This window comes from Pseudobacter ginsenosidimutans (assembly GCF_007970185.1).
In the GTDB taxonomy this organism is placed as follows: Bacteria; Bacteroidota; Bacteroidia; order Chitinophagales; family Chitinophagaceae; genus Pseudobacter; species Pseudobacter ginsenosidimutans.
Genome location: NZ_CP042431.1, coordinates 793870 through 818911, shown reverse-complemented (window position 1 = coordinate 818911; position 25042 = coordinate 793870). Strand labels below are relative to the sequence as shown.

The window sequence follows — 25042 nt, the reverse complement described above, 5'->3', positions numbered from 1 at the left end:
TGTTACTGGTTGCGTTGAATGGGTGCGAACTGTTGGATGATCTGGTCGCAGGCATTGCTGATAAGTTCGAATACTTCGTGGTAGCCCGGTTCTTCTCCGTAATAAGGATCGGGCACGTCAATCTGTTTGCCGGGGTGGATTGTATCCATGAGCAGTTGCACTTTGGAAGTGTCGTATTGATTGCCTGCCGTGCGTTTGATCTCATGAAGCACATCGCCTGCGAGGGCGTAGATCATATCATAATGGTTGAAATCGTCTGCCCTGAATCGCCTGGCTCGCTGGCAGCTGATATCGATGCCGTGGAGCAGGGCCACTTTCTGACTGAGGTGATGGGGGCATCACCGATATGGTAGCCATTGGTTCCGGCGCTGTCAACCGTCCAGCCGAGCCCGGCTTCCTGCACTTTGAATTGCAGGATACCTTCTGCCAGCGGGCTCCGGCAAATATTTCCCAAACAAACCATCAGGATTTTCATGGATGCAAAGATACTGCGCGGATCGCAGTTGTTCGCAATTGAGAAAGATGGGCATATGGAAATGAGGGTGGTGATGCATCATATGGGTACGCGCGCGTTGTTCAAAACCCGATTTGATGATGTTAAACTGCTGAGTGATGGGAGCAGAAAATGATTCGCAATCCGGTCACCTGGACCGGTTGTTTGAGCATCGCAATAAAGAATATGGCGCATATGCATTGAGGAAAGCGTACAATCGTCAGTTAATAAAAGGGAGTGTGGGGATGTGTTTGGTGGTAGTTCTTTGTATGGGAGGATATTATTGGTGGGGTGGGAGAGACGTGTTGGGGAGAAATAAGGAAAATGTTGATGACCTGATTACCTGCAGTCTTACTCTTATTAAATTAGATACAGCAACTGAAGGGGAGACAATAAAACCAGGCCCGGCTTGGGGCAACTCCGGGTATGCAGTTCCGGTGATCGCTCCGGATTCCATAATGGATAAAGACCAGGCAGGTGCTGAAGATCCGCCTGTTCCCATTTTCAAAGATGAAATTCCGGGAATTATCATTTGTCCTCTTCCACTTGAACCCCCACCCGAAGAATTTGGCACGGATGCTGCATCATTAACAGATTCGGTTGAGCATGATCTTTATTTCGGACCCTGCATTGAAACATTGCCACAATATCCCGGCGGCCGCGAAGCGATGCTCCGTTTTATAGACAGCGCACTTGGCTTTCCGGGGCTTGTTGCCGAAATGGATTCAGTGATGGAAGAAATGGAGAAGGTAATTGTGTTATCGCAATTCCGGATCGAAGTTGATGGTCAGCTTTCTGATATTCGTTTCCCCGTTCCGGTAATTGAGCCATATCAAACCAATGTCCGGCGGGTATTGGAAGCGATGCCGAAATGGATACCCGGAAAGAGAAATGGAAAACCGTTTCCGATGGTTGTGAAACTACCCATTCATTTCTTATTGGTTGAGGAATAGGCATTAAGGTGCAACGAAAAACATAGTACAGCTGTCGATTAAATTTTGAGTAAATTAACAATTGAAGACTTGGTTTGCTGGTAATTTCTTATCTTGCCCGAACCCATATACTTTAGGATGGCACAAGATTTCGACGATAAAAAAATGAAAGCGTACATCACGCGCAGATCGATAATGGACATTGGAATGGGTTTCATTTATGCTGTGATCGGCCTGATACTGGCTTTCAGCCAGCAACTTGGTTTCGCGCTGGAATTTCCACCTGCACCTTTTTCCTACATATTCGGTGGATTGTGCTTACTGTATGGCGGCTTCCGCATTTACAGAGGTATCAAAAAAAATTATTATCAATAGCCTGAGAAAACAAATGAACAAGCAATTCTTTCAATATTTGAACAGGATGTTGTGGATGGTATTTGCCCCGGTGATGTTGATGATGAGCGCATGCGGTACAGGAGAGAAAAAGAAAGGATCAGGCGATACCACAACATCAGGAACCATACATATCAGTGCAGACGAGAGCTTCAAGCCGGTGATCGATTCACAGATCCAGGTATTCGAATCTCAAAACCCTGAAGCGAAAATCATTGTTCACTACAAACCGGAAGCAGAATGTTTGCGTGATCTCAATGTAGACAGCATCCGGATGGTGATCGTAACGCGTGGTCTTACGGAAGAAGAAGCCAAAACAATGACCGACCGTTACAGCTTCAAACCTGGCTGGGGTCCCCTGGCTTTCGACGCTATCGCAGTACTGGTAAACAGCAAAAGCAAAGACACGCTTTTCACCATGCAGGACATACGCGGTATGGCAAAAGGCATCAGTGGCTATAAGTATAAAGTGTTGCTGGACGGAACTACCAGCACCTCTACGGTTCGCTTCCTGACGGACTCTCTGCTCAAAGGACAACCCATGGGCAAAAATGTTGTGGCCGCCAGCAGCAGCGAAGCAGTGATAGATTACGTATCCAATAATACAGATGCCATCGGACTGGTGGGCGTAAGCTGGGTCGGAAACAGGGAAGATTCTACCCAACTCAGCTTCCTGAAAAAGGTCAAAATCGCTCAGATTGAATGCAGAGGATGTAATGGCACGTATGTTGATCCTGTTCAGTATAATATCGCAACCAACAGGTATCCGATGATCAGGACACTGTGGTACATTTTAAAAGAAAATTATGATGGATTAGGAAACGGGTTCACCAATTTCCTCATCTATGAAAAAGGACAAAAGATTTTCAGCAGGGCGTATTTATGGCCGGCACGTATGAATTTCGAGATCAGGAAAACGAATTTGGAATAATTCTTTCTTTAGAGATACTAACACAAACAAACATTCATTCAAAACAGCAAGTGACAATGATGAAACGATCCCTTAGCTTATTAGTAGCGTTTGTCATGGGAAGCACTCTGCTTTTTGCCCAAAAAGTTGAAGACGGCAAAAAGTTCTTGTACTACGAAAAATATAAAAGTGCTAAAGATGCGCTGGAAAGTGTGCTGTCCGCCAATCCCAATAACATCGATGCTGTTTATTGGTTGGGGCAAACCCTTCTTTCACAGACTCCGAAGGACTCTGTGGGAGCAAAAAATCTGTACCAGAAATTATTACAACAAAATGGCAGCGCTCCGCTTGTCCTCGCCGGTATCGGTCAGATCGAACTGATGGAAGGCAAGGTGAACGATGCGCGTCAGCGTTTTGAAATGGCGGTGAACCTCACCAAGGGAAAAGATATTGATGTACTCAATGCCATCGCAAGAGCCAATATCAATACCAAACTCGGTGATCCCAACTACGCTATTGAAAAGCTCAACCAGGCAACCCAGGTGAAAGGATTCAAAGATCCTGAAACCTACCTGCTGATGGGAGATGCTTACAGAAAGCTGATCAATGGTGGCGAAGCTGTGCAGGCCTATAACAAAGCCTTCCAGTTAGACAATAAGCTTGCTGCTGCCAAACATAAGATCGCGAAAGTTTACCTCACGCAGAACAACCCGGATTTCTTCCTGCCTGCCTTCGAAGAAGCCATCGCAGCTGATCCGGCCTACGCTCCTACTTATTTCGAACTGTTCTACTACTGGTATAACAGGGACGTGAACAAAGCAGCTCCCTACCTGGACAAATTTGCAGCCAACACAGATGCAGGTCCGGAAGTGGAATACCTGAAAACAGACTTCACTTATGCAAAAGGTGATTTCGCTGGTGCAAAAACGAAAGCTGAGCAACTCATCCAGCAATACGGAGAAAAGGTTAAGCCCCGTATGTACAAGATGGTTGCTTATGTGAACGATACCCTCGGCGATATTGCCGGAGCAAGAAAAGCAATGGATACTTACTTTGCAAAAGCTGATCAGGACGATATCGTTCCTGCCGACTATGTGGAGCTGGCCAATATCGATACCAAAACTCCCGGTAGCGAGCTGAACGCCTTCACCAACCTGCAGAAAGCCGTTGCGTTGGATACTGTGATCGATAACAAAGTAAAATACATCAATACTGCTGCAGCGCTCGCCAAAAAACTGGGCAATCGCAAGGAAGAAGCAAGATGGTTGGGCATTGCCTACAACCTGAAGCCCGATCCTTCACAAACAGACCTCTATAACTGGGGTCAGGCTCACTATCAGGCAGGCGATTACCAAACTGCAGACAGTATCTACTGCGGCATCTATCAGTCGAAATATCCTGACCAGATCTATGGTTATCTCTGGTGCGCCCGTTCCAAACAGGCCCAGGATGACTCCGTGAATACAGGTGGTCTGGCTGTTGACGCTTACAAATTACTGGCAGAAAAAGCAACACAGATCGATTCTGTGAAATTCAAATCACAGATCGTTTCTTCTTATTTCTACCTGGTGCAGTATTATAATGATATTAAAAAAGACAGGGAAACTGCCATCGATTACCTCGACAAGATCCTGTCTGTTGATCCGGGTAATGCAACTGCCCTTAAATTCAAGGACATTCTTGAAAAAGCCGGCAAACCTGCATCACAGCCCAAACCACGTACCGGAAGCAGCAGTGCTGCCGGAGGATCAGGCGCTAAATCGAGTAGTGGTAAATAACCACAGCTTAACATAGAATTCATTTTCAACCAAATCCCTGCAGTCTTCTGCAGGGATTTTATTTTACAGTTTTTTGACTTGAAATTGGTTTTTGTTACATGCTACCTTATTTTTGCCGATAAACTAAACGGGTTATGAACATGTACCTGTTGCAAGCCTCCGCCGTTGCCCAAAATCCTGACAATGCCTTCTGGTTTTTTCCCGTAGGTCTTCAACTCCTCGTAGCTATAGGAATTATCATAGTCATGATGGCGGGTTCACATTTGTTAGGCCCTAAACGCAAGACATCAGATAAATTAGAGAACTTTGCCAGTGGTATCGCCAGTCACGGTGATGCAAGGCATCCGATGGCCATCAAATACTTCCTGGTAGCCATCCTTTTTGTATTGTTTGATGTGGAAGTGATCTTTTTCTATCCCTATGCTGTTAACTTCAGAGAGCTGGGATGGAACGGCTTCTTTGCTGTATTGATGTTTGTTGGCTTCTTCCTTTGCGGATTCACCTATATCCTCAAGAAAGGAGCGATCAAATGGGAAGAGTAACTGCCTGTGAAAAGAAATAAACAGTAAAAAAGTATTAAATCCGATTTTATGGCACGTCCCGTTCAATATAATATCTACGGCCAGACTGATATAAAGCTGGTTGACGCACCCGAAGGTTACCAGGGTGATGGCTTCTTCACCACCAATCTCGACAAAGTGGTTGGTCTCGGCCGCAAAAATTCCCTCTGGCCCATGCCTTTCGCTACTTCCTGTTGTGGAATCGAATTCATGGCTACCATGGGAGCCCACTATGATCTCGCCCGTTTCGGCGCTGAAAGAGTAGGTTTCTCTCCCCGCCAGTGCGACCTGATGATGGTGATGGGCACTATCGCCAAAAAGATGGCGCCTGTTGTTAAACAGGTGTATCTCCAGCTGGCTGAGCCCCGTTGGGTACTCGCCATGGGCGCATGCGCTTCCAGCGGCGGTATCTTCGATACTTACAGCGTACTTCAGGGTATCGATCAGATCATCCCCGTAGACGTTTACGTTCCTGGTTGCCCTCCCAGACCAGAAGCGGTGATCGATGGCTTCATGCGCATCCAGGACCTGGTAGGTAATGAAAGCCTGAGAAGAAGAAATGGAGCACGTTATCAAGAATTAATGGCAAGCTACGGAATCCAATAAGCATGTTGAACAACGACTATATCAAGCAACGGCTCACAGAGAAATTCGGCGAACAGGTTACCAACTTCGAAGAACCGTTCGGGATGCTCACCTTCGAAGCGCCGAAAGAGATCAACCTGAAAGTATTGCAATTCCTTTATGATGATGAGGGATTGCAGTTCCGTTTTCTGACTGATCTGCAAGCCGTGCATTACCCCGATAATACGGGCAGGGAACTGGCTGTGGTTTACCACCTTCACAACCTGCAGGCCAATGTGCGTATCCGCTTTAAAGTGTATACGAACATCTCCTCCCCGGATGTATTCAGCGCTACCGCACTGTATGCCGCCGCCAACTGGATGGAGAGAGAAACCTACGATTTCTTTGGTGTGAACTTCGTAGGCCACCCTAACCTGAAACGAATTCTGAACGTGGATGAAATGGACTACTTCCCCATGCGGAAAGAATTCCCGCTGGAAGATCAGACCAGGATCGACAAGGACGACGATATGTTCGGCCGTGGCAAGAGCTACTAACGCTTGCGATTAACCGCGTTCACAGAAATTGAAAATAGAAAAAACTAGCCCCCTGGGCTGACATTAATATATGTCTGACGTAATACATCATAAGAATATCCGGTTGCCGGAAGGGTCCATCGAGAAAACGACCACCACGCTCAATCTCGGTCCCACACACCCCGCAACACACGGCGTATTCCAAAATATCCTGGAACTCGACGGAGAGCGCATTCTCTCTTCCGAATCTACTGTAGGCTATATCCACCGCGCATTTGAAAAGCTTGCAGAAAGAAGACCGCTCTACCAGATCACCACCCTCACAGATCGCCTCAATTATTGCTCATCACCCATCAACAATATGGGCTGGCACCTTACCTGCGAGAAATTGCTGGGAGTGAAAACGCCTAAACGTGTAGACTACCTGCGCGTGATCGTGATGGAGCTGGCGAGGATCTCAGATCACCTGATCTGTAATTCCATCGTAGGGGTGGATACCGGAGCATTCACAGGCTTTCTCTACGTTATGCAATACCGTGAGCTGATCTATGAGATCTATGAAGAGATCTGCGGATCACGCCTCACCACCAATATGGGCCGTATCGGCGGTTTCGAAAGAGACTTCACGCCGGCCGCTTTTGAAAAGCTCGAAAAATTCCTGGCAGAATATCCGAAAGTGCTGAAGGAATTCGAGAACCTTTTCACACGCAACCGCATCTTCATGGAACGCCTCATCGGCGCAGGCCCCATCAGTGCTGAAAGAGCCCTGAACTACGGCTTCACCGGCCCCAATCTCCGTGCCGCCGGTGTAGACTACGATGTGCGCGTTCATACCCCATACAGCAGTTACGAAGATTTTGAGTTCGACATCCCCGTTGGTACTACCGGAGACTGCTACGACCGCTTCCTCGTCCGCAACCAGGAAATGTGGCAATCACTGCGCATCATCGAACAGGCCTATAAGAAAGTACAATCTTTCAAAGGCACTGAACATGATGTGTACCATGCTGATGCTCCCGAATATTATCTGCCTCCTAAAGGCGATGTATATACGAAGATGGAAGCCCTGATCTGGCACTTCAAGATCGTGATGGGTGAAGTAGATATCCCTAAGGGTGAACTGTACCTTCCTGTAGAAGGTGGCAACGGTGAATTGGGTTACTACCTGATCAGCGATGGCGGCAGAACGCCGTACAGACTGCATTTCCGCAGACCCTGCTTTATCTATTACCAGGCTTTTGAAGAGATCACCAAAGGTGCTATGCTCAGCGACGCCATCATTGTATTGAGTTCTCTCAACCTGATCGCAGGTGAGATGGACGCATAAACTTTAGAATTCTTATGGTACAGTTTTCAGATGAACAGTTAAACAAGGTGCAGGAGATCGTTGCACGCTATCCGGACGGTAAACAAAAAAGCGCCCTGATCCCGGTGTTACACCTGGCACAGGAAACTTTCGGAGGATGGCTCAGTGCAGAGGCCATGGACTATGTAGCATCTCTCCTGAAACTCGAACCCATCGAAGTATACGAAGTAGCCACTTTCTACTCCATGTACAACCTTAAACCCGTAGGCCGTTACGTTTTCGAAGTCTGCCAGACAGGGCCATGCATGGTGAAGGGAAGTGACGACATCATCGATTATATCAAATCGACTCTGGGGATCGGTGTGGGTGAAACCACTACCGACGGTCTCTTTACACTCAAGACAGTTGAATGTCTTGGTGCATGTGGCTATGCGCCCATGATGCAGTTAGGAAAGCATTACCGCGAACATCTCACCAAACAAAAAGTGGATGATATCATCGCGGAACTGCGGGCGAAGGCAGCGAACTGATCTGTCACCAAAACCTGGTTATATGAACAGAACGCTTGTTATGATGGCCATTGCAGCCTCTCTCAGTATCGCAGCCTGTAATGATCCGGGTAAACAGGAAACAGCTACCGCGGACAATGCAGCAGATACTTCCGCCGTTAGTCAGCCGGTTGATATGCACAACGCAGCCAACTCGCTCGATCTGGCAGGTGAATATGAGGGAACACTGCCTTGCGCCGATTGCGAAGGGATCAAAACCACGTTGAATCTGAACAAAGACTCACTCTTTACCCTCAAAGAGGAATACCTCGGCAAAAAATCGCCGGCGGCATTCAACTCAAAAGGAAAATGGGTGGTGCACAAGAATACCATCACGCTGCAGTTCGATAAGGAATTACAGGACCGCAGAGTGCAGTACAAAGCCGGCGAGAACAAACTCTGGCTCCTTGACCAGGAAGGAAAGGAGATCACAGGTACACTGGCCGACAAGTACATCATGACGAAAAAATAGTTATCACAGTCAGCTGGATCAGTATCCACATTGATCCGGCTGACTAATATCTTAGAATCTGATGGGACGCAAGTTATTATTAGAAAAAGCGCAGGTCGAAGGCATTCGTACCTACGAAGTATACCGTCGCGAAGGTGGCTACGCCAGTGTTGAAAAAGCACTGAAGACAATGTCTCCGGACCAGGTAACGGAAGAAGTGAAGAAAAGCGGCCTCCGCGGCCGTGGTGGTGCAGGTTTCCCTGCCGGAATGAAATGGAGCTTCCTCGCCAAACCCGAAGGTGTACCCCGCTACCTCGTATGCAATGCCGACGAATCAGAGCCCGGTACTTTCAAGGACCGATACCTGATGGAGTTCATTCCTCACCTGCTCATCGAAGGTCTCATCGTTGCTTCTTATGCGTTAGGTTCTGAAAGAACGTATATCTATATCCGTGGTGAATACGCCTGGATCGTCGATATCCTCGAAGAGGCCATCGCCGAAGCCAATAAGGCCGGATTCCTCGGTAAGAATATCTTAGGATCGGGCTTCAACTGCCAGATCTATGTACAACGCGGCGCCGGCGCTTATATCTGCGGCGAAGAAACCGCCCTCATCGAATCTCTCGAAGGAAAACGTGGCAACCCCCGTATCAAACCTCCCTTCCCGGCGGTTAAAGGTGTTTGGGATTGTCCAACCGTGGTGAACAACGTGGAAACATTGGCAGCAGTTGTTCCCATCATCCGGATCGGTGGCGAAGAGTATGCAAAGATCGGAGTAGGAAAGAGCACCGGTACCAAACTGATCTCAGCCTGCGGCAATATCAACAAGCCCGGCGTATATGAGATCGATATGACCATCTCTGTTGAAGAATTCATTTACAGCGACGAATACTGCGGAGGCATCCCCAACGGAAAAAGGCTCAAAGCCTGTATCCCCGGAGGTTCTTCCGTTCCCATCCTTCCTGCCAACCTCCTGCTGAAAACAGCAAAAGGCGAGCAACGTATGATGAACTATGAAAGCCTTGCTGATGGCGGCTTTGCAACCGGCTCCATGATGGGCTCCGGTGGTTTCATTGTACTGGACGAAGACCAATGCGTGGTGCGCAACACCCTCACACTCGCGCGCTTCTACCGTCACGAAAGCTGCGGACAATGTTCCCCCTGCCGTGAAGGAACAGGCTGGATGGAAAAGATCCTGAAGAATATCGAAACCGGAAAAGGAAAGATGAGCGATATCGATCTGCTCTGGGATATCCAGCGCAAGATCGAAGGCAATACCATCTGCCCGCTCGGTGATGCCGCTGCATGGCCTGTTGCCGCAGCCATCCGCCACTTCCGCGATGAATTTGAATGGCATGTGAAGAACCCTGTAGAAAGCCAGCACAGGAATTTCGGTCTGGCTCATTATGCAGATCCACTGCCCGTACCAGTAACAGCGTAAACTGGTTAAGGCAGACTAACTATCTGCCCTAACCGAAACCAATATATATGGCCGAGGAAAAGAAATTATTTAAGGTTACGATAGATAATATCACCATTGAAGTGGAGCCGGGCACCAGCATCCTGAATGCTGCGCGCATGATCGGAGGTGATGTTGCTCCACCTGCCATGTGCTATTATTCCAAACTCAAGGGCAGTGGTGGTAAATGCCGTACCTGCCTGGTGGAAGTAGCAGCAGGTTCTACTGCAGATCCACGCCCCATGCCCAAACTGGTGGCCAGTTGCCGTACCAATGTAATGGATGGAATGGTGGTAAAGAATATCACCAGCGAACGCGTGATCGACGCCCGCAACGGCGTAGTGGAATTCCTGCTGATCAATCACCCGCTGGATTGCCCTATCTGCGATCAGGCCGGTGAATGTCACCTGCAGGATCTCAGCTATGATCATGGTAAAGAAGGTACACGTTACGAATTCAACCGCCGTACTTTCAAGAAACATGATCTCGGCCCTTATATCCAGCTGCACATGACGCGCTGCATCCTCTGCTACCGCTGCGTGTTCACGGCAGATCAACTCACCAACAAGCGCGTGCACGGTATTCTCGACAGGGGAGACCATGCAGAGATCGCTACCTATATCGAGAAATCACTGGACAACGACTTCATCGGTAACGTGATCGATGTTTGCCCCGTTGGCGCCCTCACCGATAAAACATTCCGCTTCAAGAACCGCGTATGGTTCCTGAAACCGGTTGATGCGCATTGCGAATGCACAAAGTGTAAAGGAAAAGTAACCCTCTGGTACCGCGGCGAAGAAGTATTCCGCGTTACTGCACGTAAAGACCAGTGGGGTGAAGTGGAAGACTGGATCTGTAACGAATGCCGTTTCGAGAAAAAGAAAACCTCCGACTGGATCATTGAAGGACCAACAGCTGTGAGCCGTCAGAGCGTGATCTCACAGGGACATTATCAACACCTGGAGATGCCAAAAGAAACCATGCCGGAAGTAATGGGTGGCCGTCAGCCAAGATTGCTGATGGACATTCACTCTGTGAGCGAAGTGAACAGACCCGATGTAGACCTGAGTGCATTGCCCGGGCCTGCACATAGCACAGATTTTCCCAAGCAATCATAATTGAATATAATGCAGATTACATTGTTAGCATTCGATTGGTTTTTCCTCATTGAAAAGTTGGTGTTGATCATCGGCATTATATCCGTATCACTTGTTATCGCCATGTACGAAACATGGGCTGAACGTAAAGTGGCGGCGTTCATCCAGGACCGTATCGGTCCTAACAGAGCGGGTCCACTCGGTCTGTTCCAGCCTCTCGCTGATGGTATGAAGCTGTTCATGAAAGAAGAGATCATCCCCAATACTTCCAACAGGATGCTCTTCATTCTCGGTCCCTGTCTCGCCATGCTCACTGCTATGATGACCTCCGCAGTGATCCCCTGGGGCGGTACCCTCGATTTCTTTGGAAGAGCTGTTCCCCTTCAGATCACAGATATCAATATCGGCATCCTCTACGTGTTCGGTGTGGTGAGTATGGGCGTGTATGGTATCATGATCGGAGGTTGGGCATCCAACAATAAATTCTCTCTCCTCGCTGCCCTGCGCGGAGCATCACAGGTGATCAGCTATGAGCTGCCTATGGGGCTCTCCCTGATCGCACTGCTGTTGGTAACTGGTTCTCTCAAAATGAGTGCGATCGTTGGTCAGCAGATAGACAGTGTATATAACGTCTTCTGGCAACCGCTGGGATTCTTTATCTTCCTGGTTTGTGCATTTGCCGAATGTAACCGTACACCATTCGATCTTCCCGAAGCAGAGAATGAATTGAACTTCGGTTACCATCAGGAGTATTCTTCCATGAAACTCGGATTCTATCTCTTTGCAGAATACATCAATATGTTCATCAGCAGTGTGATCATGGCCACACTCTTCTTCGGTGGTTATGACATTCCGTTTGTGAGCGATGCAAAACTTGCAGAGAGTATCGGGCAAAACTGGACCGTACTACTACAGGGATTGTGCCTGTTTGCGAAAACAGCCGGCTTCATCTTCCTGTTCATGTGGGTGCGCTGGACCATCCCGAGGTTCCGTTATGACCAGCTCATGCACCTGTGCTGGAAAAGATTGATACCTTTGGCGCTTGCGAACATGATCATTACCGCCGCCGTGGTATTGTATTTCAAAAAATAGTAACATTAGTTATATGCAATCATTAACGAGCAGAGCGAAACAGGTGGACAGAAGGCCCATGACCTTTCTGGAAAGGATCTACGTATGGGAGATCTTCAAGGGCATGATGATCACGCTGAAGCACTTCTTCAAGAAGAAAGCAACCATCAGCTATCCTGAACAGAAGCGTGAGTTCAGCCCGGTGTTTCGTGGTCTGCATGTATTGAACCGCGATGAAGAAGGCCGTGAACGCTGCACTGCCTGCGGTCTCTGCGCTGTTGCCTGCCCGGCAGAAGCCATCACCATGGAAGCCGCCGAGCGCCTGCCAGGTGAAGAGAACCTGTATCGTGAAGAGAAATACGCAGCCAAGTACGAGATCAACATGCTGCGTTGCATTTTCTGCGGCCTCTGCGAGGAAGCATGCCCGAAAGATGCCATCTATCTCAGCGAAACCTTTGCTCCCAGCAATTACCAGCGCAAGGGCCTGATCTATGGCAAACCGGATCTGCTGATACCCGATCCCGTTACCAAACCGGAGGAATACAAGAAAGCGCTGGGTAACCGTGCCAATCAAAAAGAAAAGGAGAACTAATTAACCATACACTACAATGAGCGTAACAGTTTTTTTATTTTATTTTCTCAGTGTACTGGCACTCGGTAGTGCAATTATGGTGGTTATCAGTCGCAATCCTGTTTACAGTGTATTGTGGTTGATCTCAACATTCTTTGCTATTTCCGGGCACTATATCCTGATGAATGCGCAGTTCATCGGTATCGTTAACCTGATCGTGTATGCAGGCGCCATCATGGTGCTCTTCCTCTTTGTGATCATGTTGATGAACCTGAATGCGGAATCGGAACCCAAGAAGAACAAATGGCTGAAACTGGCCGGCGTTGTTTCCGGCGGATGCCTGTTACTGGTAATGGTGGCAGCGCTGAAATCAGCAGAGGTGAAAGGCGAGATGGTACAGATCAATGAAGGGAATATCGGCCTCATCGAAAACCTCGGAAAAGCATTGTTCACAGATTTTGTTGTGCCTTTTGAGATCAGCTCCATACTCTTCCTCAGTGCAATGGTTGGTGCAGTAGTGATAGGAAAGAAGGGCGACTAATGAATTTTCAAATTGAGTTATGAAGATCGAATATTACATCGTATTGTCACTCGCGCTATTCTGCATCGGTATTGCCGGTGTGCTTACACGCCGCAATGCCATTATCATCTTTATGTGCATTGAGCTGATGCTGAACGCAGTGAACCTTTTGCTGGTGGCATTCTCAAAAATGCACCACCTCGCAGGCGCAGCCGCCAATCCCATGGCAGGGATAGATGGACAACTCTTCGTGTTCTTCATCATGGTAGTAGCTGCTGCAGAAGTGAGCGTGGGCCTGGCGATCATTGTGATGATGTACCGGAATGTGCATTCAGTTGATGTTAATTTTTTGAACAGGTTGAAACATTGATGCCCGATTTATGAAGAACATTTTACAATTAGTCTGGTTGGTGCCTGTACTTCCGCTGATCGGTTTTCTGATCAACGGTCTATTCCGCAAGCAGCTTTCCAAATCACTGGTGAACCTCGTTGGCTGTGGTACAGTGCTGGCGTCCTTTGTGATCAGCATCCTGATCTTCATAGATGTGAAGAACGGTAATACGGGTGTTATCCATTACTTCGATTTTATCAGGGTGAAGGATTTCTCCATCCCATTCGCTTTCCAGGCAGATCAGCTCTCTGCACTCTGGCTCCTGGTAGTAACCGGCGTGGGCTTCCTCATCCATTTATATTCCACGGCTTACATGCATGAAGAGGAAGGACAGCACTATGCGCGTTACTTCGCATATCTCAATCTCTTCGTGTTCTCCATGCTGCTGCTGATCCTCGGCGCCAACTATGTGATCATGTTCATCGGCTGGGAAGGTGTGGGCCTCTGCTCTTATCTTCTCATCGGTTACTGGTTCAAGAATATCGAGTACGGCAATGCAGCAAAGAAAGCCTTTATCATGAACCGTATCGGTGACTTCGGTTTCCTGCTCGCCATCATGTGGATGATCCTGAAACTCGGCACCATCAATTATACTACTACTGATCATAAAGGTGTGCTGGATGTTATCGCTGATCTGTATGCGAAAGGCGCCATCACCAATTTCGATATCACAGGTATTACATTGCTGCTCTTCCTGGGTGCTACCGGTAAGAGTGCACAGATCCCTCTCTACACCTGGTTGCCCGATGCGATGGCTGGTCCCACACCCGTGTCTGCACTGATCCACGCCGCAACGATGGTAACTGCCGGTATCTACATGATCGCGCGCAGCAATATCCTGTACACGCTCGCTCCTGTAACACAAACAGTAGTGGCGGTGATCGGACTGGCTACGGCCTTACTCGCTGCTTCTATCGCCCTCAAACAAAACGATATCAAAAAGGTACTGGCTTATTCTACGGTTAGCCAGCTGGGTTATATGTTCCTCGCCCTGGGCGTTGGCGCTTATACAGGCGCGGTATTCCACGTAATGACACACGCTTTCTTCAAAGCGTTGTTGTTCCTTGGCGCCGGCTCCGTGATCCATGCCATGCACCATGAGCAGGACATCCGTATTATGGGTGGATTGAAAAAGAAATTACCCATCACACATTTTACTTTCCTGATAGGCTGTATCGCTATCGCAGGTATCCCTCCCTTTGCAGGCTTCTTCTCCAAAGACGAGATCCTGGCAGCAGCTTTCGCTACCAATAAAATTTACTGGGTACTCGGGTTCATCTGTGCTGGTATGACGGCATTCTATATGTTCCGTTTGTATGCCACTACCTTCCTCGGTTCATTCCGCGGAACGGAAGACCAGAAGCATCACCTGCATGAGAGCCCCTGGTCCATGACGCTGCCTCTGATCATACTGGCCATCCTCAGCATCGTGGGCGGTTGGATCGGCATCCCCGCAGTACTGATGGAGAACGCTCATTCATTGGAGCATTTCCTCAGCCCCATTTTTGCCGAAAGCACCAAACATGCACATGCGCATCATCTGGATCATAGCACTGAATACATATTGATGGGTGCTTCCGTGTTGCTGGCTGCAGTGTTGATCATCTATGCGATCTACAGGTTCAGCAGAAAACCGGATTTGAAAGAAGCTACCGGTTTCGGTCAGGTGCTTGCCAACAAATGGTATGTTGACGAAGCGTACAATGGTGTATTCGTTCGTCCGCTCAACTGGCTCGGCAAGTTCATGAACAAGTGGGTGGAGAAGGGATTGATCGATGCCATTGTGAATGGAGTAGGTCGTTCCGTACAATACCTCAGCCGCCAGGTGCGTCTGGTGCAGAGTGGACAGGTGGGCAGCTACGTTTTATTAATGGTGTTAAGCATACTGGTATTCTTTGTGATCCAGTTTTTCCTGAAGAAATAATTGTAATTAAATGATACCTGTTTTACTGATCGTAATTCCGTTACTGAGTGGATTGGCTACTTTTCTTATCAAACAGGAAAAGGGAGCGAAGACATGGTCTCTGTTCTCTTCACTGATCACCCTGGTCATCTCCGTACTGGGGATCACTGTGGTGAAAGATCAGTCGGCTTTGTCTGCCAACCTGGAATGGCTGCCCATGCTCGGTAGCAGCTTTGCAGTAACACTCGATGGAATGGGTCAGATCCTCTGCCTGCTTACGGCAGTGGCCTTCCCGATGATCTTTGGCGCTACCTGGAACGCTACCTATAAGAATGCGAAAAATTTCTATGCCCTCATGCTGCTGTCTCAAGCCGGTCTGATGGGTGTGTTCCTCGCATACGATGCATTACTGTTCTACTTCTTCTGGGAACTGGCGCTGATCCCTGCATACTTCCTCTGTTCACAGTGGGGTGGCGAAAAAAGGATCGCGGTAACCATGAAGTTCTTCATCTATACTTTCGTGGGCTCCCTGTTCATGCTGATCGGAATTATCTATGTATACTTCCATACGCCCGGACAAAGCTTTGCACTGGAAGATTTCTATAAAGCGGCCCTGTCACCCAAAGAACAGGACTGGCTCTTCTGGCTCTTCTTCATCGCATTTGCTGTGAAGATGCCGATCTTCCCGCTCCATACCTGGCAGCCCGATACCTACGAACAATCACCCACTGCCACAACAATGGTGCTGAGTGGTGTGATGGTGAAGATGGGCCTTCTCGGTGTGATCCGCTGGCTCGCTCCTGTACTGCCGATGGCTACCTGGCAACAGGGTGATACAGTTGGACTGCTCTGCGTGATCGGTATGATCTACGCCAGTATTCTCGCCATGCAACAGGATGATCTGAAACGATTGATCGCTTATTCATCCATCGCACACGTTGGACTGATGTGCCTGGCCATTTTCGTTACATCAGAAAAAGGAATGCAGGGTGTGATGATCCAGATGTTCAATCACGGTATCAACGTGATCGGATTATGGATTGTAGTGGAGCTGATCGAGCGTCAGTTCAAAACACGCAAGATCTCTGAGTTGGGTGGACTGGCGCAGAAAGCGCCTGCACTGGCGATCCTGCTGGTAGTGGTGGCACTGGCCAATGTGGCGCTGCCACTGACCAATGCGTTCATCGGTGAGTTCCTGTTGTTCACCGGTGTATTCACATCTTCCGTTTCCAAAATGGGTCCGGTATTCACAGCGGTTGCTGCGTTGAGCATCATCCTTTCTGCTGTGTATACACTGAATATGATACAAAGGGTGTTTTATGGCAACACCAATCAGCTTACTGCCAATGCAAGGGATATCCGTCCAAACGAAAAACTGGTGCTGGGAATCCTGGTAGTTGCAATCCTGGTAATTGGCGTATATCCCAAACCGTTCCTGGAGCTGACGCAGGGCACTGTTGATGCCATCATGTCCAAAATGATAATTAAACATCCAATTTAAGCGAAAGCATAGTTTTTAGTTATGAATGCAATTGTAATATCGGCTATCTGGGGAGTGGTAATGATGTTTAGTGGTGCGTTCAGCAAGAGCAACGCAACGGCCCGCAATTTGTCTGTAATCGGCATCTTGTTGCTGTTTGCTGTGAACCTGCTGGAGCTCTACGGCACCAGGCTGTTTGATGTGAATACCACCGGCATGCTGGCCTTCGACAATTTCGGATTGTTGTTCAACACTTTTGCCATTGGATGTACAGCCGTGTACTTCCTGCTCAATGGCCGCGACATGGAAAAAGTGGGACTGCATGTTGCCGAATACTATGCACTGATCTTCTTCGTTCTCGCAGGTATCTTCATCTCTTCCAGCTTCAGCTCACTGCTGCTGCTCTTCCTCGGTATCGAGATCATCTCCATTCCTCTGTACATTCTAACAGGAACGGACAAACGAAACCTGAAGAGTAACGAAGCCAGTTTGAAATATTTCCTCATGGGTTCTTTCTCCACCGGTATCATGCTGATGGGTATCTGTCTCATCTACGGTGCAAAAGGAACTTTCAATATCGAACAGATCGCCCTGGGCACCACTGCACTCACACCCATGATCGGTGCGGGATTGCTGCTGCTGATGTTCTCCATGGCATTCAAGGTATCTGCTGCTCCCTTCCATTTCTGGACGCCGGACGTGTACGACGGAGCGCCTACCGTGTTCACTTCTTTCATGGCAACTATCGTGAAAGCAGGTCTGTTCATCGCTTTCATCAGGTTGTTCGAAAGTGCATTCGAAACCATGCATCCTCAATGGCAAACGCTGATTGCCATCATCACTGCAGCCACGCTCATCATCGGTAACCTTACTGCTGTATTCCAGCAGAGCGTGAAAAGGATGCTGGCATACTCCAGTATCGCGCAGGCGGGCTTTATGCTCTTTGCACTCGTTGCCATGAACGGCATCGGAAGAGAAGGATTGCTTTACTACACTTTAGCATACAGCGTACCTACCATCGGCATCTTCGCCATCCTGGTACGCATGAAGGATTACACATTCGAAGGCTTCAACGGACTGGCCAAACACCAGCCGGTACTGGCCGCTGTAACAACCATCTTCCTGCTCTCCCTGGCTGGTATTCCCGCCACTGCAGGTTTCATGGGTAAGTTCTATATGCTTTCTGCAGCCATTCAGAATGGTCATGTTATGTGGCTGGTAATAGTTGGTATCCTTTGCGCTGCCATTAGCGTGTACTACTATTTCCGCGTGATCCAGGCCATGTACTTCAAGGATGGAGAGCCCCGGGAACTGGAGACTTCCGGTTTCCACAAGGGATTGCTGGTGCTGATGGCCGCTTTCGTGGTGTTCATCGGTATCTTCCCCCAATGGGTGATCCAAATGTTGTATGATTTCATTTTCTAATTCATGGGCCTTTTGCTGTAGCCGGCTTACCGCTGATACCAATCTCCGGTAGTTTCTGCAGGGATCCCGTAATATTTCTTACATTAGTAAGACATATTCTCATATGAAGTTCCGGGATACTTTTTCACTGGCATACCGTACGGTTCGCGGCAACAAATTGCGCACAGGTCTTACCGTGGCTATCATTGCTTTTGGCATCATGGCCCTGGTAGGCATCAGAACTGCCATTGCCGCCATGGAACAGAAATTTGTGGAGAGCTTCTCCAGCATGGGCGCCACAGGCTTCACGGTACGCTATAAAGAGCCCCGTTTCCGTTTTGGAGGACAGGAGTTGAAAAAAGAGAAGAAGGGCGAAAAGAAGGAAAAGAAATCGAATATCGGCAAGCCCATCACCCGTCAGCAGGCCGAAGCATTCAAAGCGAATTTCAATTTCCCTGCACAGGTCAGTCTGACCATGTTCGGCTCCAACGATGCAGTAGTATCAGTTGGCGGCAAGAAATCGAATCCTACTACCCGCGTGTACGGCGGCGATGAGAACTGGGTGGACCAAAATGGTTTCAGCATCGCATATGGCCGCAACCTCAATACCCTCGATATCCAAACCGCCCGCAATGTCTGCCTGATCGGTACCGACGTTGCCAAAAAATTCTTCGGCGATGATCTCGAGCGTCCTATCGACCAGATCATCAAAGTGAACAATATCCCATTCCGTGTGGTAGGCACGCTCAATCCCAAGGGCAGTACTCTTGGCATGACCTGGGATAATGCCATTATCACTTCTTACAACAATGTCCGCCGTTTCTTCAACTCCAATCCCAATGCGAGTTTCAACATCCAGGTAAAAGTGTCCGACATCAAACTGATGGATGCAGCTACCGGTCAGGCCACCGCTACTTTTCGTCCCATCCGTAAGCTCACCACAACAGAAGACGATAATTTCGCCATCGATAAAAGCGACAGCTTCGCTGAAATGCTGATCGGACTGCTCAGCAGTCTCACCGGTGCAGCGCTCATCATCGGTTTCATCACATTGCTGGGAGCTGCTATTGGTCTCACCAACATCATGCTCGTTGCAGTAACCGAGCGCACCAAAGAGATCGGACTGGCAAAAGCCATCGGCGGCAAGCAGGCCAATATCAAATGGCAATTCCTTTTTGAATCCACCATCATCAGTTTATTCGGCGCCTTCTTCGGTATCATCCTTGGCGTGGTGGTAGGCAATCTCTTCTCCATGTACCTCAATACCGGCTTCGTGATCCCCTGGTTCTGGACCATCACCGGTATCATCATCTGCACACTTGTCGGGTTGCTGGCGGGGTTGTATCCTGCGCAAAAAGCTTCGAGGCTGAATCCGATAGAGGCTTTGCGGTACGAATAAATCATGTTTTTTGTGGGGCCGTTTTGGGGCTATATGTTGCGCGGGCTGTGAAACGTACCGGCGCTTTTTGTTGTTTGATGGGCTGTGAGTTGGTTGGGTTGAGCTGTGGTGCTGAGCTGGGCTTCTTCGCTTACGTTTCGAAGGCCCGCGCAACATATAGCTCCAAAACGGCCAGCCTACTCGTGTACATCATTTCTGTTCGTACCGCATAATTTCATTTGGTGTCCGCCTCATTGCTTTTTCGCAGGATGGGTGGGGTGGGATGGGGAAAGAGTGCGTCAGCGGGAGTAATGGGAACTGCGTTGCTTGAGTGATGATGCGTGCAATAAAATTGGGATGTTTGAATGTGCTGCAGTTATATTATTTCACTTCCATTCTTTTTCGCTCTTAAAGAAAATCAAAAAAACATATTAGCATCGCCGTTAGAATACTGCTATCAGTATTGAATAACCGAAGTTTTACCCCCATCCATCCACTCACGCTGCCTCTTGTGTAAGTGGCTTTTTTATTTAATGAATTTTCGGGGACCAGAGGAGCAAAGCGGGTATGGAAATCCGGTCTTCGAAACGTAAGCGAAGAAGCCCGGCTCAGCACCACAGCCCAACCTCTCCAACCTAAAGCTGAAAAAAATTCCACTGCGCCGGTACGTTTCACAACCGGATTTCCATACCCCTTTGCGACCCCGGAAATGAAAATAAAAAAGCCGCCTCAACAAGAGGCGGCCCACAACTCACTTTTATTTAGTTTTTGGGATTGAGAATTCTATCGATTCTCTCATTAAGATCCTGCAGGTGATATTTCGTCATCCTGTCTGAGTAGGCGGGGATGGCTGCAACGATCTCTGCTTTCAGTGATCTGAGTGTTCCTTTCAGGAGTGAAGGGATATCTGAGTTTTTGGAATTACCTCCTCCACCCATCATGATCATGAATCCGCTGCCGCCTGATGGAGCGGGGGCGGGAGCGAGCAGTGCGCCCACTCTTTCTACATATGCTTTCTGGAGGTTACGGCGATAGTTGTCGATAGCTTTCCTGGTGGCCAGTTCAGTAAAGACTGCTTTCTTCACATCGTCCATATATTCTTCCGGCTTGTACGTATTGCTTTCGCGGTTAGCCGCAGAGATCAGTCGCTGGAGACGGCCGTTTTGGATCAGTCCTCCGAGGACATTGTCCTGCAGTGAGCTGATGCGATCGGAAGTGGGTGATGTAGTTTTGTCGAGGATGTTTTTTTCCAGCAGCCAGGTGGGAGTTTCAAGAACCTGTTTGCTGATGAAGGCCATCGCTTCTTTCTGCAGTGTTTTGGGAACTACAGTGTAAACATTGCCAGGCTGATCAGTGGTTTTGGAGTCCGTGTATACGCCACCGATATACGTCACGGAATGGCCGATATAACGCTGGAATGTACCTACGATCTCATCATACACTTCTTTGAGTGTGGTATAGTCTTCGCCTTTTTCGTTTAACCATCCCTGTAATTTGGGCATCATCCATTTCAGATTCTTGATACCGTATTCGTTGGCTTTCATGTTATTGTCGCCAAGGCATTCTGTTTGAGCGCGGGGGTCGGTACCATCCTGGTGGATGAAGCGAAGAGCCGGATTGTTGTAGCGGGCTTTTACCCATTCGTTGAGGATGGCTTTTTCTTCCTCTTCTGTTTTATCGAAGATGGGTTTGTAGCCCCATTCGATTGACCAGTTGTCGTAGTCGCCGATGCGTGGGTAGATGCCTGCGGGCCCGATATTGTCTTCCGGTTGTGCTACGTAGTTGAAGCGTGCATAGTCCATGATGGAGGGGTGTGGCCGTTGGCTTCAACCCAGGCTTTGTCGCGCAGTTTCTCTACCGGTGTGGCGGCGGAAGAGCCCATGTTGTGGGGAAGTCCGAGCGTATGTCCTACCTCGTGAGAAGACACGAAGCGGATGAGTTGTCCCATTGTTTCGTCGTCAAAATTGGCTTTACGTGCCTTGGGATCGCTGGGTGATGCCTGGATGAGGTACCAGTTGCGGAGGAGGCGCATTACATTGTGGTACCAGTTGATATGCGATTCGATGATCTCGCCGCTGCGTGGATCATGTACATGAGGTCCCATCGCATTGGGGATGGTGGACGGTTTGTAAACGATGGCTGAGTAGCGGGCATCTTCGAGGCTCCAGGAGCTGTCCTGATCTTTGGAAGGAGCAGTTTTGGCCATGATGGCGTTTTTGAAACCTGCTTTCTCGAAAGCTTTCTGCCAGTCGTTCACACCCTGGATGAGGTAGGGGACCCATTTGGATGGAGTAGTGGGATCGATGTAAAAGATGATGGGTTTGATGGGTTCAACCAGTTCGCCGCGTTTCATCTTTTCAACGTCTTCCGGTTTGGGTTCCAGTCTCCAGCGTGTAACCACGCTAATGTCTTTCACGCCTTGCGGATCAGCATCAAAGTCAGTATATTCAGTAGTGAAATACGCAACCCTGTCGTCATAGTAACGGGGCTTCATAGGCACTTTGGGAAGGATCACCAGAGAGGTGTTCAGTTCGAAGGTGGCATTGCCTCCGGGGCCTGCGGGCATCATACCCGGAATGGGGGAAGGAGCCGGAGATTTTGAATACGTTTTTACGGTTTTGATTTCCGTATTGATGGGGTAAGTTCTGATGTCCAGCGTATACGATTTGTCTGGCTGAACACCGCCGAGACGGAGGGCGGATTTGATGGAAGGTGCGAAGAAGAAGAGGTCGTTATCTCCGGCGATGAAGTCAGTGATATCGATCACGGATCCATCATTTCCGGGTGTGTAAGCTTTTACATCGAAGGCGGCTGCGATGGGTTGAATATTGTTCACCTCCACCGATTTGTACATCGGTTTGGTGCTGTCTTTGGCATAGACAGAGTAGGAGATGTTACGAATGAAGATCTTGTTGTTTGGACCTTTTTCGAAACGGATCACATTCTCGTTGATCTCATCGCCTGCGAAACCGGTGAAGCCGGCGCGCGTATCGATCGGAGCTTTGGAGATCCTGTTCACAACCAGGATATCCCGGTTGAGGGTGGAGTCTCCGATTTCGATCAGCCATTTGTCGTCCACTTTATGAACGTTGAAAAGACCCTTACGGGTAATGGCTTTGTCTGTGATAACATCTTTGTACGGTTTGGGACCAGGTTTGGGAGGGGCCTGCGGCGTAGCCGGGGGCACGGTTCCAGCCGGAGGTGCGGACTTTTTATCCTGGGCAGAAGCTGTGAGTGTGATACAGCCGGCCGCCAACAGGAACAGCGCTTTTTGTAAGCAGCGGTTTCTTCTCATGTTAAAATGTGTTTAAGTTGCTGAAGTTATAAAAAACAAATTCACATTTTGGCCGTACATTACACAAATGGTCGAAATCCTGTTCGATTAAATTGTTTTTAAATTAAGATCAGGAAGCACATGGTTTTATTCAACCAATTGCCTTATTTTTAGCACCACATACAACAAATTCCTTATCTTGTGAGCCTTTGCTGAAAAAATTTTTCCAATTTATTTGTTGGAAAAATTTTAGTTTTCGTTAGAATTGTGGGCCGAATTTTAACTACAGATAGACTTAATTTTTTTCAAACACTAAAAAAAACAAACAATCATGGCTGAGACAAAACCAACTGCCACTCCCGTGAAGAGTAGTACATCGGTTCAACCCAAAAAGAAGAGCAATTCCATTTCCTGGTTAGCTCCTGTTCTTTGTATCATTGGCGGATACGTAATCTGGAGGTTCGTGCTGGGTAACGCAAGCAATTTTACCCAACCCGATCTCGAAGGAGGTTTCTGGCCGCATCACAAAGGACCAAAGGGTGGCTTGGTGAGAATGTACGAGGGTGGTATCATTGTGCCTATCCTTATCGCAACTTTCTTAATTGTAATAACTTTCATCATTGAGCGCTTCCTGACCATCAGCAGAGCTACCGGTACCGGTAACATTGCTGAGTTCATCCGCAAGGTTCAATATCACCTGGCTAACAAGAATGTTGATCAGGCAATCTCTGAGTGCGACAAACAAAAAGGCAGCGTAGGTAATGTAATGAAAGCTGGCCTCCGCAAGTACAAAGAAATGATCAGCAATACTGAGCTGGATACTGAGCAGAAAGTTATGGCTATCCAGAAAGAAGTTGAAGAAGCTACAGCTCTTGAACTGCCTATGCTGGAAAAGAACCTGGTGTTCCTGTCCACGATCGCATCAGTAGCTACCCTGTTAGGTCTGCTTGGAACTGTATTGGGTATGATCACTTCATTCGCTGCTCTCGGTGCTGAAGGTGGTGGTGCTGCTGCTGCAGAACTGTCACGCGGTATCTCTGAGGCCCTGTATAACACAGCCCTCGGTATCGGTACTTCTGCATTCGCGATCATCTTCTACAACATCTTTACAACAAGGATCGACGCTATCACATACGGTATCGATGAATCAGGTTTCACTTTGACACAAAGCTTCGCTTCTCTTTATAAATAAGGAGAGTGAGCCAAACCTTCCCCGATCCCGTACCTGCATGAACCCATCATATGGAAATTTTTCAGGTTATTTTGGAAAGGTGATATGGAAATTGGCTGAACAAGCATCTAAAAACAAACAGAAACTATTACATCATGCCAAAAGTTAAAGTCCCACGGAAGAGTACTTCAGTAGACATGACCGCGATGTGCGATGTGGCTTTTCTTTTGCTGTCGTTTTTCATCCTTACTACCAAGTTCAAACCCACGGAAGCTCTGGCAGTTACTACGCCTAAGTCTGTTTCTACCAAGCCTGTGGATTCCAAGAACATGGTTATTATAACGATGGACAAAGAAGGAAAGGCTTATCTCTCTATCGGTGATGAGAATACTGAACAGAAAGATGCTATCCTGGATCTGGTGAGCCAGTGGAAATCACTGAATCTCACTGATGTTGAGAAGAAATCTTTCAGAGCAGCCGGAGCCTACATCGGCGTTCCTTTCTCCCAACTGAAGTCTTTCCTGCAGTTGACCCCTGACCAGTTGAAAAACTTTAAGGCTGACGGTATCCCCGTTACAGACACTGCAAATAACGAGATGGAAGTGTGGATGCGCGCTGTAAACAGTGCTTTCCAGGGCGAGAAAATGAACCTTTTTGTGAAAGGTGATAACGATGCCAAGTATCCCTCATTCAAGGGAATTATGACGGCATTGAAGAAGAACGAGATCTTCAAGTTCTCTATGATCACTGACCCTCAAGGTGTTCCCGAAGGAACTGATCTGTGGAAGACACAGCAAAGAACCGGTGGGAGGTCTACTGACAATGAGTAAATCTATTATTAATTTAAAAAAA

Annotated in this window: 23 protein-coding genes and 2 pseudogenes; 23 read left to right on the top strand and 2 right to left on the bottom strand. The window is 48.2% G+C overall.

Annotated elements, in window-relative coordinates; all coding sequences use genetic code 11:
- Window positions 1-2: 2 nt before the first annotated feature.
- Window positions 3-463 (bottom strand): annotated as a pseudogene (locus FSB84_RS03155) (low molecular weight protein-tyrosine-phosphatase).
- A gap of 10 nt (window positions 464-473) precedes the next feature.
- Between FSB84_RS03155 and FSB84_RS30615 the strand changes: the two are divergent.
- The 21 genes from FSB84_RS30615 (at window position 474) to FSB84_RS03055 (ending at window position 19766) form a co-directional block, all read left to right on the top strand.
- Complete coding sequence (locus FSB84_RS30615; protein WP_158643764.1) at window positions 474-629, top strand: hypothetical protein; 156 nt, start codon at window positions 474-476, stop codon at window positions 627-629.
- Window positions 630-654: 25 nt separating this feature from the next.
- Complete coding sequence (locus FSB84_RS03150) at window positions 655-1446, top strand: hypothetical protein (protein ID WP_130542943.1); 792 nt, start codon at window positions 655-657, stop codon at window positions 1444-1446.
- Between the two features lie 117 nt (window positions 1447-1563).
- Window positions 1564-1800, top strand: a complete 237-nt coding sequence (locus tag FSB84_RS03145; RefSeq protein WP_127131830.1) for a hypothetical protein — start codon at window positions 1564-1566, stop codon at window positions 1798-1800.
- A gap of 13 nt (window positions 1801-1813) precedes the next feature.
- The gene (locus FSB84_RS03140) at window positions 1814-2749 is read left to right on the top strand and encodes a PstS family phosphate ABC transporter substrate-binding protein (protein ID WP_225979967.1); all 936 of its coding nucleotides are present in this window, start codon (window positions 1814-1816) and stop codon (window positions 2747-2749) included.
- Between the two features lie 95 nt (window positions 2750-2844).
- On the top strand, window positions 2845-4506 hold the full coding sequence (locus FSB84_RS03135; RefSeq protein ID WP_225979966.1) for a tetratricopeptide repeat protein: 1662 nt from the start codon (window positions 2845-2847) through the stop codon (window positions 4504-4506).
- Window positions 4507-4646: 140 nt separating this feature from the next.
- Window positions 4647-5048, top strand: a complete 402-nt coding sequence (locus tag FSB84_RS03130; RefSeq protein ID WP_130543237.1) for an NADH-quinone oxidoreductase subunit A — start codon at window positions 4647-4649, stop codon at window positions 5046-5048.
- Between the two features lie 48 nt (window positions 5049-5096).
- Window positions 5097-5672: an NADH-quinone oxidoreductase subunit B gene (locus FSB84_RS03125; RefSeq protein ID WP_130542945.1), complete on the top strand. Its 576-nt coding sequence runs from the start codon at window positions 5097-5099 to the stop codon at window positions 5670-5672.
- Window positions 5673-5674: 2 nt separating this feature from the next.
- A complete protein-coding gene (locus FSB84_RS03120; RefSeq protein WP_130542946.1) occupies window positions 5675-6187 on the top strand; it encodes an NADH-quinone oxidoreductase subunit C in 513 nt (170 codons plus the stop codon).
- 70 nt (window positions 6188-6257) lie between these two features.
- Entirely contained in the window at window positions 6258-7493 is a 1236-nt protein-coding gene (locus FSB84_RS03115; RefSeq protein ID WP_130542947.1) for an NADH-quinone oxidoreductase subunit D, read from the top strand.
- A 14-nt stretch (window positions 7494-7507) separates the two neighbouring features.
- Entirely contained in the window at window positions 7508-8002 is a 495-nt protein-coding gene (locus tag FSB84_RS03110) for an NADH-quinone oxidoreductase subunit NuoE family protein (RefSeq protein ID WP_130542948.1), read from the top strand.
- Between the two features lie 22 nt (window positions 8003-8024).
- A complete protein-coding gene (locus tag FSB84_RS03105; RefSeq protein WP_130542949.1) occupies window positions 8025-8492 on the top strand; it encodes a copper resistance protein NlpE in 468 nt (155 codons plus the stop codon).
- Window positions 8493-8553: 61 nt separating this feature from the next.
- The gene (gene nuoF, locus FSB84_RS03100; RefSeq protein ID WP_130542950.1) at window positions 8554-9912 is read left to right on the top strand and encodes an NADH-quinone oxidoreductase subunit NuoF; all 1359 of its coding nucleotides are present in this window, start codon (window positions 8554-8556) and stop codon (window positions 9910-9912) included.
- A 47-nt stretch (window positions 9913-9959) separates the two neighbouring features.
- The gene (locus FSB84_RS03095) at window positions 9960-11048 is read left to right on the top strand and encodes a 2Fe-2S iron-sulfur cluster-binding protein (RefSeq protein ID WP_130542951.1); all 1089 of its coding nucleotides are present in this window, start codon (window positions 9960-9962) and stop codon (window positions 11046-11048) included.
- A gap of 9 nt (window positions 11049-11057) precedes the next feature.
- The gene (gene nuoH / locus FSB84_RS03090) at window positions 11058-12119 is read left to right on the top strand and encodes an NADH-quinone oxidoreductase subunit NuoH (protein WP_130542952.1); all 1062 of its coding nucleotides are present in this window, start codon (window positions 11058-11060) and stop codon (window positions 12117-12119) included.
- Window positions 12120-12132: 13 nt separating this feature from the next.
- On the top strand, window positions 12133-12690 hold the full coding sequence (nuoI, locus tag FSB84_RS03085; RefSeq protein ID WP_130542953.1) for an NADH-quinone oxidoreductase subunit NuoI: 558 nt from the start codon (window positions 12133-12135) through the stop codon (window positions 12688-12690).
- Between the two features lie 16 nt (window positions 12691-12706).
- Complete coding sequence (locus FSB84_RS03080) at window positions 12707-13210, top strand: NADH-quinone oxidoreductase subunit J family protein (RefSeq protein ID WP_127131806.1); 504 nt, start codon at window positions 12707-12709, stop codon at window positions 13208-13210.
- 19 nt (window positions 13211-13229) lie between these two features.
- Window positions 13230-13559, top strand: a complete 330-nt coding sequence (nuoK, locus tag FSB84_RS03075) for an NADH-quinone oxidoreductase subunit NuoK (RefSeq protein ID WP_127131804.1) — start codon at window positions 13230-13232, stop codon at window positions 13557-13559.
- Between the two features lie 10 nt (window positions 13560-13569).
- The gene (nuoL, locus tag FSB84_RS03070) at window positions 13570-15504 is read left to right on the top strand and encodes an NADH-quinone oxidoreductase subunit L (RefSeq protein ID WP_192909895.1); all 1935 of its coding nucleotides are present in this window, start codon (window positions 13570-13572) and stop codon (window positions 15502-15504) included.
- 10 nt (window positions 15505-15514) lie between these two features.
- Window positions 15515-16984, top strand: coding sequence for a complex I subunit 4 family protein (locus FSB84_RS03065; protein WP_130542954.1), 1470 nt, complete (start codon window positions 15515-15517; stop codon window positions 16982-16984).
- 21 nt (window positions 16985-17005) lie between these two features.
- Window positions 17006-18388, top strand: coding sequence for an NADH-quinone oxidoreductase subunit N (locus tag FSB84_RS03060; protein WP_130542955.1), 1383 nt, complete (start codon window positions 17006-17008; stop codon window positions 18386-18388).
- 103 nt (window positions 18389-18491) lie between these two features.
- Window positions 18492-19766, top strand: a complete 1275-nt coding sequence (locus tag FSB84_RS03055) for an ABC transporter permease (RefSeq protein ID WP_130542956.1) — start codon at window positions 18492-18494, stop codon at window positions 19764-19766.
- Between the two features lie 740 nt (window positions 19767-20506).
- Here the strand turns inward: FSB84_RS03055 and FSB84_RS03050 are convergent.
- Window positions 20507-23040: pseudogene (locus FSB84_RS03050) on the bottom strand (zinc-dependent metalloprotease).
- A gap of 310 nt (window positions 23041-23350) precedes the next feature.
- On the opposite strand from FSB84_RS03050, the gene FSB84_RS03045 reads away from it, so the two are divergent.
- Together FSB84_RS03045 and FSB84_RS03040 are read left to right on the top strand one after the other, a co-directional pair.
- Window positions 23351-24211 carry a MotA/TolQ/ExbB proton channel family protein gene (locus tag FSB84_RS03045; RefSeq protein ID WP_130542958.1) on the top strand — a complete coding sequence of 287 codons (861 nt, stop codon included), beginning with the start codon at window positions 23351-23353 and terminating at the stop codon, window positions 24209-24211.
- Between the two features lie 134 nt (window positions 24212-24345).
- Entirely contained in the window at window positions 24346-25020 is a 675-nt protein-coding gene (locus FSB84_RS03040; protein WP_130542959.1) for an ExbD/TolR family protein, read from the top strand.
- Window positions 25021-25042: the final 22 nt, after the last annotated feature.